Source organism: Bacillus sp. JJ664 (assembly GCF_036962205.1).
Taxonomy (GTDB): Bacteria; Bacillota; Bacilli; order Bacillales; family Bacillaceae_G; genus Gottfriedia.
On the sequence record NZ_JBALMS010000020.1, the window covers coordinates 1 to 12236 of the forward strand.

The 12236-nt window shown below is 34.1% G+C and carries 14 protein-coding genes and 1 other annotated feature; all 14 genes read left to right on the forward strand.

Translation table 11 applies throughout. The features are described 5' to 3' along the window. Positions 1-439: purine nucleoside phosphorylase YfiH/LACC1 family protein (locus V7056_RS03050; protein WP_499699170.1), on the forward strand; the 439-nt coding region annotated here is incomplete at its 5' end. A gap of 4 nt (positions 440-443) precedes the next feature. Then, the gene (locus V7056_RS03055) at positions 444-1118 is read left to right on the forward strand and encodes a YggS family pyridoxal phosphate-dependent enzyme (RefSeq protein WP_499699172.1); all 675 of its coding nucleotides are present in this window, start codon (positions 444-446) and stop codon (positions 1116-1118) included. A gap of 6 nt (positions 1119-1124) precedes the next feature. Beyond that, positions 1125-1580, forward strand: coding sequence for a cell division protein SepF (locus tag V7056_RS03060; RefSeq protein ID WP_499699174.1), 456 nt, complete (start codon positions 1125-1127; stop codon positions 1578-1580). A 4-nt stretch (positions 1581-1584) separates the two neighbouring features. Next, a complete protein-coding gene (locus V7056_RS03065) occupies positions 1585-1845 on the forward strand; it encodes a YggT family protein (protein WP_499699175.1) in 261 nt (86 codons plus the stop codon). Positions 1846-1910: 65 nt separating this feature from the next. After that, positions 1911-2684: a YlmH family RNA-binding protein gene (locus V7056_RS03070; RefSeq protein ID WP_499699177.1), complete on the forward strand. Its 774-nt coding sequence runs from the start codon at positions 1911-1913 to the stop codon at positions 2682-2684. Positions 2685-2769: 85 nt separating this feature from the next. Further along, on the forward strand, positions 2770-3255 hold the full coding sequence (locus tag V7056_RS03075; RefSeq protein ID WP_499699179.1) for a DivIVA domain-containing protein: 486 nt from the start codon (positions 2770-2772) through the stop codon (positions 3253-3255). 56 nt (positions 3256-3311) lie between these two features. After that, positions 3312-3532, forward strand: a binding site (T-box leader). 227 nt (positions 3533-3759) lie between these two features. Next, on the forward strand, positions 3760-6516 hold the full coding sequence (ileS, locus tag V7056_RS03080) for an isoleucine--tRNA ligase (RefSeq protein ID WP_499699181.1): 2757 nt from the start codon (positions 3760-3762) through the stop codon (positions 6514-6516). 193 nt (positions 6517-6709) lie between these two features. Continuing rightward, positions 6710-7078 (forward strand): hypothetical protein, encoded by a 369-nt coding sequence (locus V7056_RS03085; protein ID WP_499699183.1) that lies wholly within the window; start codon positions 6710-6712, stop codon positions 7076-7078. 104 nt (positions 7079-7182) lie between these two features. Continuing rightward, on the forward strand, positions 7183-7824 hold the full coding sequence (locus V7056_RS03090) for a CAP domain-containing protein (RefSeq protein WP_499699185.1): 642 nt from the start codon (positions 7183-7185) through the stop codon (positions 7822-7824). 490 nt (positions 7825-8314) lie between these two features. Continuing rightward, positions 8315-8635: a TraR/DksA family transcriptional regulator gene (locus V7056_RS03095; RefSeq protein ID WP_499699187.1), complete on the forward strand. Its 321-nt coding sequence runs from the start codon at positions 8315-8317 to the stop codon at positions 8633-8635. A gap of 73 nt (positions 8636-8708) precedes the next feature. Next, on the forward strand, positions 8709-9167 hold the full coding sequence (gene lspA / locus V7056_RS03100) for a signal peptidase II (protein ID WP_192601367.1): 459 nt from the start codon (positions 8709-8711) through the stop codon (positions 9165-9167). Continuing rightward, positions 9164-10072 carry an RluA family pseudouridine synthase gene (locus V7056_RS03105; RefSeq protein ID WP_499699189.1) on the forward strand — a complete coding sequence of 303 codons (909 nt, stop codon included), beginning with the start codon at positions 9164-9166 and terminating at the stop codon, positions 10070-10072. The genes lspA and V7056_RS03105 overlap by 4 nt, the downstream gene beginning before the upstream one ends. Before the next feature lie 185 nt (positions 10073-10257). After that, entirely contained in the window at positions 10258-10800 is a 543-nt protein-coding gene (pyrR, locus tag V7056_RS03110; protein WP_499699191.1) for a bifunctional pyr operon transcriptional regulator/uracil phosphoribosyltransferase PyrR, read from the forward strand. A 131-nt stretch (positions 10801-10931) separates the two neighbouring features. Further along, on the forward strand, positions 10932-12227 hold the full coding sequence (gene uraA / locus V7056_RS03115; RefSeq protein WP_499699221.1) for a uracil permease: 1296 nt from the start codon (positions 10932-10934) through the stop codon (positions 12225-12227). The last annotated feature ends 9 nt before the right edge of the window (positions 12228-12236 follow it).

Below are 12236 nucleotides of genomic sequence, written 5' to 3' on the forward strand. Positions count from 1 at the left end.
ATTATATTTTCTTGAACCTACAAAAAAATACATTGGATTAGCGCATGCTGGGTGGAAAGGTACTGTTGGAAATATTGGTGGTATCTTAATCAATAAGTGGCTAACGGAAGAAAATATGAATGTAGAAAATATTCAAGTAGTAATTGGTCCATCAATTGGTAATTGTTGTTATGAGGTAGATGATTTTGTTATGAAAAAGGTACAAGATGCATTTTCGAACAATTTACCACCTTCTATTTTGACAGATTTGCCAAATGGAAAATACTCTTTGGATTTAAAAGAAGCAAACAAACAATTGCTCATTCAAGCAGGGATCCCGAAAGAAAATATTTACGTTACAACTTATTGTACAAGCTGTAACCCTAATACATTTTTTTCACATCGTAGAGATGAAGGTAAAACAGGTAGAATGATGAGCTTTATTGGTTGGAGGATATAGCAACATGACGATCAAACAAAACTATGAAAGAATAAGTGAGCAAATACGTTCTGCTAAAAGTAGGTCAAATCGTGACGACCAAGTTACACTAATAGCTGTTACAAAAGAAGTTTCAGTATATGTAGCTAAAGAGGTATTGGAGCTTGGTATAAACCAATTAGGTGAAAATCGCTTTGAAGGTTTACAAGATAAGCAAGACCATATTGAAACTGACGTTGTTTGGCATTTTATTGGTTCATTACAAACTAGAAAAGTAAAAGACATAATACATCGCATAGATTATCTACATTCTTTAGATAGGATGTCACTAGCACAAGAAATACAAAAAAGAGCGAATGAACCATTAAAGTGTTTTATCCAAGTAAATGTCTCTGGTGAGGAATCAAAACATGGATTATCACCTGAAGAAGCCATAAATTTTGCTCGTGAATTAGCAGAACTGGATAAGGTTCATGTTATTGGGTTAATGACTATGGCACCGTATACAGAAGATCAGCAAGTCATTAGAAATAGTTTTAAAGGATTAAAAGATTTACAGACGAAAATTAAAGAATTAGAAATAGTCAATGTTCCATGTAATGAATTATCGATGGGGATGTCCAACGATTTTGAAATTGCGATAGAAGAAGGAGCAACCTTTATTCGCATTGGGACAGATTTAGTTGGAAAGGGAAGGTAAATAGCTATGAGTTTTATCGGAAAAGTAAGGAACTTTTTTGCAATGGAAGACGAGTACGAAGATGAAGAATATGAGTATGAGGAACAACAACCTGTTTCAAAGCATGTTAATGAAGAAGTACATCAAGAACGCAGCACTTCAAAGCAAAAATTAGTAAGTATACCAGGAGGAGCATCCTTGACGTCAAAAGTTGTATTGGCACAGCCACGTGAATATGCAGAAGCACAAGATGTTGCAGATCACCTAAAATCTAAAAAAGCTGTTGTGATCAATCTTCAACAAATGCAAATTGATCAAGCAAAACGCTTCGTTGATTTTTTAAGTGGTACTGTATATGCAATTAGTGGAGATATAAAAAAAATCGGAACAAATACATTCATTTGTACGCCAGATAATGTAGACATTTCTGGAACGATTACAGATATGTTATTTGAGGAAGAACAATCCATTAAAAGGTGGTAAATAGATGGACTTTATTTTATCAATCTTGTATCATGCGGTACAAGTATATCAAACGATATTAGTGATTCACATCATTATGTCCTGGTTTCCACAAGTACAACAATCATCATTCGGTCGTTTTATCGGAAGAATAGCGGAACCATACTTAGAGCCATTCCGTCGTATCATACCGTCAATCGGAATGTTTGATTTCTCGCCAATTGTAGCTTTAATAACGTTGCAATTTGCAATGAGAGGTATATTTGCGCTTAGTACTTACTTCTAAAAAGAGAATCTAAAACGGTTCTCTTTTTTACTATCTATTTTGTTTAGAAATTGAGGAACGCATCAATGAGTATATACGATCATTTTCGAAAAGAAGAGCATGTATTTGTTGATCAAGTGATGAATTGGAAAGAGCAAGTAATTGAACGATACTCACCAAAGTTAACTGATTTCCTTGATATTAGGGAACAAAAAATTATGAGTACCATTATCGGGAATCAATCTGAATGTATTGTTGCTTTTTTTGGTGGTCGGGAAGATAGTGAGCGAAAACGTGCATTAATTTATCCAAATTACTATTCCCCAATAGATGAAGATTTTTCGCTTATCGCATTTAATGTAAACTATGCAGTGAAATTTCATTCTTTATCACATAGACAAGTACTAGGAACACTAATGTCATTAGGTATGACAAGAGCTAAATTTGGTGATATTTTATTAAAAGATGATATGATTCAAGTAATTGTTGCCGAGGAAATAGCAGTTTTTGTTGAGAATAACTTGAATTCTATAGGAAAATCGCCGATTAAACTAGAGAGAATTCCATTTAATGAACTAGTTGAAATAGAAGACGTCTGGCAATCTAGACATGGTACAATTTCATCACTTCGTCTAGATGTATTAATAAGTGAGTTTTATAATATATCACGCCAGAAAGCACAGGCATTAATTAAAGCTGAACACGTCAAAGTAAATCAAAAAATAATTGATTCAACTTCATTTATTTGTGGCGAAGGAGACTTACTATCCATTAAAGGATTTGGGAGAGGGATGTTGCTTTCAATAGATGGTATGTCTAAAAAAGAAAAATGGCGGATTCAATACGGTGTCAAAAAATAGTCAGAAAATGTAGAAGGATATTCGTAAAAACTGTCGAAAACTAATAATTAACCTATATTTAAGAACTTACATGGAGGTGGCTTAAGTGCCTTTAACACCACTTGATATTCATAATAAAGAATTTGGTAAAAGTTTTCGTGGATATGACGAAGACGAAGTAAATGAATTTCTTGACCAAGTGATCAAGGACTATGAATTAGTAATTCGTGAAAAGAAACAATTAGAAGAACAAATGTTAGACATGAAAGAAAGATTAAAACATTTTTCTACTATTGAAGAAACGTTAAATAAGTCAATTTTAATTGCTCAAGAAGCAGCTGAAGATGTAAAAGGAAATGCTCAAAAAGAAGCAAAATTAATTATAAAAGAAGCAGAAAAAAATGCTGATCGTATTATTAACGAAGCTTTAATCAAATCTCGAAAAGTTACAATAGAATTTGAAGAGCTTAAAAAACAATCAAAAGTTTTCCGTACAAGACTTCGTATGGCAATTGAGACTCAATTAGAAATGTTAAGTCATGAAGATTGGGATCATATTTTAGATAAAGAAACAGAAGAAATAGCAAACTAATTTTAAGAAGCCTTGACGATTTGTAAAGTTTTACATATAATTTATTAAATATTAATAGTTAATCGGTGATAGGGAAGAGTACTTCTATAAAATCTAGTTAGCGAGTCAAGGATAGTGTAAGCTTGATGTAGAAAAATAGAACGAAAATCACCCTTGAGAGCTTTTCTGAACGTAAGTAAGAACAGCCGTTTCGTTCACGTTACGAATGCTAAGTGGACTGTAATGTTATTTATAGTCAATTAGGGTGGTACCACGGGAAACCTTTCTCGTCCCTTTTTTGGGATGAGAAAGGTTTTTTTGTGCTCAATTTATTACCGGTTAGGATTGTTTTAAACGATTCATTCCTATTCATTTAATCTTGTGATACGAGGTTTTCTTTGTCCGTACTGTATTATACGAACAGAAACCTTACTAATAAAAGATTTAGAAGATGGATAGAATGCGTTAATGTGGAACTCGACTATTTAAAAAATGGATTAAAACCATAAACAGGAGGAGTATCAAATGGAGTATAAAGATACGTTATTGATGCCAAAAACAGATTTTCCAATGAGAGGAAATTTACCACAGCGTGAACCTCAAATTCAAGAGGACTGGAATGCGAAAGATATCTATACAACAGTAATGAAACACAATGCAGGAAAACCATCATTTATCTTACATGATGGACCTCCATATGCAAATGGTGACCTACATATGGGGCATGCACTAAATAAAGTCTTAAAAGATTTTATCGTTCGTTTTTATAATATGAATGGCTATCGATCACCTTACGTTCCAGGTTGGGATACACATGGATTACCAATTGAACAAGCGCTGGCGAACAAAAAAGTCAATCGTAAAGAAATGTCAGTAGCAGAATTTCGTAAACTTTGTGAAGAATATGCTTACGAACAAGTTGATCGTCAAAAAGAACAATTTAAGCGTTTAGGAATTTTAGGTGATTGGGATCGCCCATACATTACGCTAGAAAAAGAATATGAAGCAGAACAAATTAAAGTATTCGGTAAAATGGCGACAAAAGGCTTAATCTATAAAGGTCTTAAACCAGTTTATTGGTCTCCATCAAGTGAATCTGCATTAGCTGAAGCAGAAATTGAATATCAAGATAAACGTTCAGCTTCAATCTATGTTGCATTTGCAGTTGAAAATGGAAAAAATGTTTTAAATGGTGGAGAGAAATTCATCATTTGGACGACGACTCCATGGACAATTCCAGCTAACTTAGCAGTTTGTTTACATCCAGAACTTAGCTATGATGTAGTTGCAGTAAATGGTGACAAATTTGTAGTTGCTAGTGAATTAAGAGAGTCTGTTTCAAATGAACTAGGCTGGGAAGATGCTGTTGTTGAAAATACATTTAACGGAAGCCAACTAGAAGGAATCGTTTGTAAACATCCATTATACGATCGTCAATCAGTTGTTATTCTTGGTGATCATGTTACAACTGATGCTGGAACTGGTTGTGTTCATACAGCTCCAGGTCATGGTGAAGATGACTTCCGCGTAGGTCAACAATACGGCTTAGACGTACTTTGTCCAGTTGATGAAAAAGGTGTATTAACAAAAGAAGCACCTGGTTTCGAAGGGTTATTCTATGATGAAGCGAATAAAGAAATTACAAAGGCGCTAGAAGAAAAAGGTGCTTTACTTAAATTACAATTTATCACGCACTCATATCCACATGACTGGAGAACAAAAAAACCAATTATCTTCCGTGCTACAGCTCAATGGTTTGCTTCAATTGAAGCAATTCGTAATCAATTAATGCAAGCTGTACAAGATACAAACTGGTTCCCTGCATGGGGTGAAACAAGACTATTCAATATGGTTCGTGACCGTGGTGACTGGTGTATTTCTCGTCAGCGTGTTTGGGGAGTTCCAATCCCAGTATTTTATGCTGAAGATGGGGAAGCAATCATTACAGAAGAAACAATTGAACATGTTTCTAACTTATTTAAAGAAAATGGTTCTAACATCTGGTTTGAAAAAGAAGCAAAAGAATTATTACCGGAAGGATTTACACACCCAGGTTCACCAAATGGTAAATTTACAAAAGAAAAAGACATTATGGATGTTTGGTTTGATAGCGGATCTTCACATCAGGCTGTATTAGCAACTCGTGAAGAATTATCATTCCCAGCTGATGTATATTTAGAAGGTTCAGATCAGTACCGTGGTTGGTTCAACTCTTCACTAAGCACGAGTGTTGCTGTAACTGGTCAAGCGCCATATAAATCGGTAGTGAGTCATGGTTTCGTATTAGATGGTGAAGGACGTAAAATGAGTAAGTCTATTGGAAATATCGTTCTTCCTTCAAAAATTATGAATCAATACGGTTCAGATATCTTGCGTTTATGGGTAGCTTCTGTTGATTATCAATCTGATGTACGTATTTCAGATGCATTAATGAAACAAGTTGCTGAAGTTTATCGTAAAATCAGAAATACATTCCGATTCTTATTAGGTAACTTAGATGGCTTTAATGCCGAAACGGATGCATTAAAATTTGATGAACTTCGTGAATTAGATCAATACATGCTTGTAAAATTAAATGATGTTGTAAAAACTGTTCGTGAATCTTATGAAAAATATGAATTTGCTACTGTTTATCATACAATTCAAAACTTCTGTACAACTGATTTAAGTTCATTCTATTTTGACTTATCAAAAGATGTATTATATATTGAACCAAAATCAAATAAAGATCGTTTAGCAATTCAAACTGTATTACATGAATCATTACAAGCTCTTACTCGTTTAGTTGCACCAATTCTTCCTCACACAGCTGAAGAAGTTTGGACGCATTTGGCAGGAAAATCAGTTGATAGTATTTTCTTAACTGAAATGCCTGAGGTTAATGACTTTGGTAATACTTCTGAGTTAGTAGCGAAATGGGAAAAATTCATGGACTTACGTGATGATGTATTGAAAGCATTAGAAGTTGCACGTAATGAAAAAGTAATTGGTAAATCATTAACTGCTTCAGTTAAAATTTATCCTAATGCAGAAGTATCTGATTTATTACAGTCAATTAATGAAGACTTAAAACAATTATTAATCGTATCTCAAGTTGAAGTAGCTGATCGTGATGCGGATGTACCACAAACAGCACAAAAATTTGAAACATTAAGTATCGAAGTTTCACCGGCAACTGGCGAGACATGTGAACGTTGTTGGGTAGTGACAGAAGAAGTAGGAAAAGATGAAGAACACTCAACATTATGCTTACGTTGTGCAAGTGTTGTAAAAGAAATGTAATGTAAAAGTGCCTGAAGCACTTGAAGAAAAGTCGAAAGTTTAAACTTTCGGCTTTTTTTCATTTTAAAAAAATATTTTATTAAGTTGTAAATCATTAAAAATTTCATGTTTTTCAAACATTGTAAATATGGTTGTATTGGTGTATGTTATGTTTAATTAGTATGTAATTATTAAAGTGAAAAGGTTTGATAAGATGAATTACGAAAAAAATCCGAATTGGAATAAGTTGACGGATTTAATGAAAAGTAGAGTGGAACTAAGAGAAAAAGGATATAGCTACCAAGAAATTGCAGACTTGGAAATGAAAAGTCGTTCAAGTATACAACAAAGTATTAAACGTTCATATTTCCTGTTAGGACGAATTGAACCAGATGTGAAAGAGGCACAACAAAACGAGATTGATCTGTCTGTTGAAGTTGAACGGGTAAGAGATGAGATGTTTACTGAATTTCATAAACAAGGTATTAGAGAATTTTTCAAAGAGATCTTAAAGAGAGATGATGTACGAGAAATTCTAAAAGAAGAATTTAAAAGGGAATTAGAAGAAGAAAAACATCGGTAATAGTAAATTTTTCCTTATTGTTTGTATTGTTGTATGTGTGTATGTATTGGTGTATGATTAATTTTGTAAACAATTACAAAAATTCAACTATTGAGGAGTACACCATGAATAATACTTTCAAAAAAGTTACTCAATCAGTTTTAGGGATTGTAGTAGCAATCACAATGATTTTAGGAATAGAAACAACAAGTGCTGGAGCAACTTCTGGAGCAGTAATTGCGAATAAATTAGCAATAAAGGAAAAGCCTTATATTAGTTCTAAAACTGTTGGATATCTGACTAAAAATCAAAAAATTACTTACACAGGTTACAATAGTACTTTTGTAAAAATTAGTAATAAAGGAAAAACAAGATATATTCTTAAAAAGTACGTGAAATATATTGCAGCAAAAGCTGTCACGAAAACAAGTTCTAGTACTACAACTCAACAGCAAATTTTAAAATTAGTAAATACGGAACGTGGTAATAGTGGATTAAAACCTTTAACACTTACTAGCTACCTAAATGGAACGGCTCAACAATGGTCACAAACGATGAGTAATGCAAACAATATGTATCATTCAACATTAACATTCAATGGTGGGTATAAGGGTGAAAACATTGCCCATGGTCAAACAACTGCAAGCCAAGTAATGTATGATTGGATGCATTCTGAAGGTCATAGAGCGAACATCATGAGCAAAAACTTTAAACACCTAGGTGTAGGTAAAGTAGGCACTTATTGGACACAACAATTTACTGACTAAAATAATAAAAGACTAATGTAAATCTCAATTTTTTAGACTGTCTATATAGACAGTCTTTTTTTTTATGCTTAATAGCATTTATTAAATAGGCTCAATTTTAACAGATTGTTGCTTGTTGGATCTAAAACGTCAAAGAAAAGTTGATTACAAAACGGAAGGTTCGAGACTCCTGTGGGATAAACGAGAAGGCTAAGACCCCACAGGGAGGCACAAAGAATTTGGGTCATGCATGCATTACGACAGGGACGTCGTGGTTATTAGCATGCCTTCCATTTCAGCTCATGCCCCACGGAAAGGGAGCATTCTATATTTGTCATCAACTAACGCATTTTTATAGCAACTATGTATACGAAAGATGTGAATCCTTAAACTCATGGATTTATAAATGGGAATATCTTTATCAGTTTCCTTTAAAGGAAAAACTTTCACCTATTATGAATGTCAGTTCTGGGAAAATTAAAATTACATTCAAAAAAAGGGAGTGAACAAGATGGGCAATGAAATTTACCATATAAGACAAGAGCTCGAAATGATTAAAAATGAATTGCTACATCGTTTATTTTCTGAACCAATCCATTCAAATGTTGTGGAACCTCATCTTTCATTATATGAGGAAACAATGAAGCACCAAGTTCTTGTTGATGATATGAAAAATGATTTATATGATATAGAGCTTGCTATTCAAAAAATTGATAATGGTTTGTATGGTTATTGTGAAGTTACGGGAACACAAATTCCAATTGAGAAGCTGAAAGTTCTTCCTACAGGAAGGACAATTGATGATTTTAGTTTTGTCAGAAATTATTACTGATTTGGATTTCATTGTATAAACTTGTCCCCTATGCTAAACTTTTATGAGATATCTAATAAGGTAGGGGATAAATATGGCATATATTATTGCACTAATTGTCATTTTAATTGACCAATTAACTAAACTTGCAGTATTAAAGAAGATGTATTTAGGTGAAAATATTGAAATCATAAAGAATATTTTTTACATAACATCTCACCGTAACAGAGGAGCGGCTTGGGGAATGCTTCAAGGTAAAATGTTCTTTTTCTACATTATTACACTTGTATTCGTTGTAGCTGTGGTTTACTTTATTCAAAAGCATGCGAAAAATGATCGTTTATTATCTATTTCTTTAGGTCTAGTATTAGGTGGCGCGATTGGAAACTTTATCGATCGTTTCTTCCGTAAAGAAGTTGTTGATTTTATACATGTTTATATTTTTGGATATGATTTTCCTGTGTTTAACATTGCCGATTCTGCACTATGTATTGGAGTCGTTTTATTATTTATTATTACTTTATTGGAAGAAAAAAGAGGAGTTAAGGAATGACAGTTTTTACATTTGCAGTTGAAGAAGAACAACATTTAGAAAGAATCGATACTTTTATTACCGCTCAAAATGAAGAGTGGTCTCGTTCACAAGTACAAATCTGGTTAAAAGAAGATTTAGTGCTAGTAAATGGTGAAAAAGTAAAGCGAAATTACAAAGTGAAACAAAACGATGAAATATCAGTTTCAGTACCTGATCCAAAACCATTAGAAGTTATTGCAGAGAATATTCCATTGGAAATTTATTACGAAGACAGTGATGTTATCGTTGTAAATAAACCTCGTGGGATGGTCGTTCATCCTGCATTAGGTCATGAAACTGGTACTTTAGTGAACGCATTAATGTATCATTGTAAAGATTTATCAGGAATAAATGGCATTTTAAGACCAGGTATTGTTCATCGTATTGATAAGGATACATCAGGCCTTTTAATGGTTGCTAAAAATGATGTAGCTCATGAAAAACTTGCAGAACAATTACGTGAAAAAACGACTGTTCGTAAATATATTGCGATCGTTCATGGTGTAATTCAACATGAAGAAGGTACGATTGATGCCCCTATCGGAAGAGATAAATCTGATCGTCAAAGTATGACCGTAACTGAGGAAAATGCAAAAGAAGCAGTGACGCATTTTAGAGTACTTGAACGTTTTGAAGAGTTTACATTAGTAGAATGTCAGCTTGAAACAGGTCGTACACATCAAATTCGTGTTCATATGAAGTATATTGGTTTCCCATTAGCTGGAGACCCAAAATATGGACCAAGAAAAACAATTGATATTGATGGTCAAGCACTTCACGCTGCAGTATTAGGATTTAAGCATCCAAGAACAGGTGAATATATAGAATTTTCATCTCCTATTCCAAAAGTAATGGAAGATGTTATTGAACATTTAAGAAGATAACTGTTGACAAGTTTCGCCAAGTGAGGCATAATGAGGACAGTTGAATGAACCTTTAATACAACCCCGTGAGGTTGAGAAGGAAGCGGAATATAAAAGGGATAACTGTATCCTTTTGCGCTACCCTCTTGTCCATCGGGCAAGAGGGTTTTTGCTTCTACAAAATTAAAAGTAGGAGGTAAAGGAAAATGAACGAAAAAGCAATCATCTTAGACGAACTTGCAATTAGAAGAGGATTAACTAGAATTGCCCATGAAATGCTTGAAAATAATAAAGGCATTCAAGATGTCGTTCTAGTTGGGATTAAAACAAGAGGTGTTTTCCTAGCTCAACGAATTGCAGAAAGAATTAAGCAAATCGAAGGTAAAGAAGTAATTATGGGTGACCTAGATATTACTCTGTACCGTGATGATCTTACAACTAAGACGGAAAACAAAGAACCATTAGTGAAAGGTTCAAATGTTCCTGTAGATTTAACAAACAAAAAAGTTATATTAGTTGATGATGTGCTTTACACTGGTAGAACAGTTCGTGCCGCAATGGACGCTGTAATGGACCTAGGAAGACCATCACAAATTCAATTAGCAGTATTAATCGACCGTGGACATCGTGAACTTCCAATTCGTGCAGACTATGTTGGTAAAAACATTCCAACTTCAGGTGATGAAAAAGTAGTCGTAGCTCTTAAGGAAACAGATGAACATGATAAAGTAAGTATATTTGAAAATTAAAAGTCCCTTTTAATGTGGTCCAGAGAGGCCGCCAAAGGGTCTAGTTAGTTGCTGCTTTCTTAGCAACGTATTGGACTCTTTGTGTAAATCGCAAAGAGTTTTTTTTATAGAAAAATGGGGGAATTTAAATGATAAAACAGAAACCAGTTTTAGAAATAAATGAAAAACCAAGTTTAAGTCAATGGTTTTTCCTAAGTATACAGCATTTATTCGCAATGTTCGGTGCAACAGTATTAGCACCAATCTTAATCGGAATTTCTCCGGCAATCGCATTAATATCAAGTGGGATTGGAACAATCGTATTCGTACTTATTACAAGAGGTAAAGTACCTTCTTACTTAGGATCATCATTCGCATTCATTGCCCCGATGAGCTTCGCTATAAAGAATCTTGGGACAGGAGCAGCGTTTGTAGGGGTGTTCATCACTGGGGTTGTATATGCAGTGATCGCACTGATCATTAACAAAGTCGGTGTTAAATGGTTATTCAAAATATTACCGCCAATCGTAGTTGGACCAGTCATTATCGTAATCGGATTAGGCTTATCATCAGTAGCAGTAAGCATGGCAATGAATGGAGCAGATGGTAAATATAGTTCAACATCAATCACAATTGCATTCATCACGTTAGCAATCACAATCGTAACAGCGTTATTCACAAGAGGGTTCTTATCAGTTATACCAATCTTAGTCGGAATTATCGGAGGATATATTACTTCAATCTTCTTTGGAATCGTAGACTTCACGAAAGTCGCAGAAGCAAAATGGATCGAAGTACCTGATTTCTCAGTGCCATTCGTAGACTACACGCCAGAGATCACATTACAGTTACTTTTAATCTTTATACCAGTCGCAATCGTAACAATTTCTGAACACATTGGTCATCAAGTAGTACTTGGAAATGTAGTTGATAAGGATTTAATTAAAGATCCTGGTTTAGACCGTTCACTTTTCGGTGACGCAGTATCAACAATGATAGCAGGTCTAATAGGTGGACCAACAACGACAACTTACGGTGAAAACATTGGCGTTTTAGCCATAACAAGAGCTTACAGTGTTTACTTGTTCGTTGGTGCAGCGATCTTCGCAATGATATTCGGATTCGTAGGAAAGATTTCAGCAATCATTAGTTCAATCCCAACACCAGTAATGGGTGGTATATCAATACTACTGTTCGGAATCATCGCTTCAAGTGGGTTAAGAGTACTGGTTGAAAATAAAATTGATTTTAGTAAACAACGTAACTTAGTCATCGCATCAGTCATCCTAGTTCTAGGAATTGGCGGAGCAACAATACATGTTGGAGATGTCTTCACACTTGAAGGAATGGCATTAGCTGCACTAATCGGAGTTTTACTAAACTTAGTCTTACCAGAAAAAATTGGTGGAGATCGAAATGTTGAAATGAACAATGAAAAAGCTTCTTAAGCACAATTG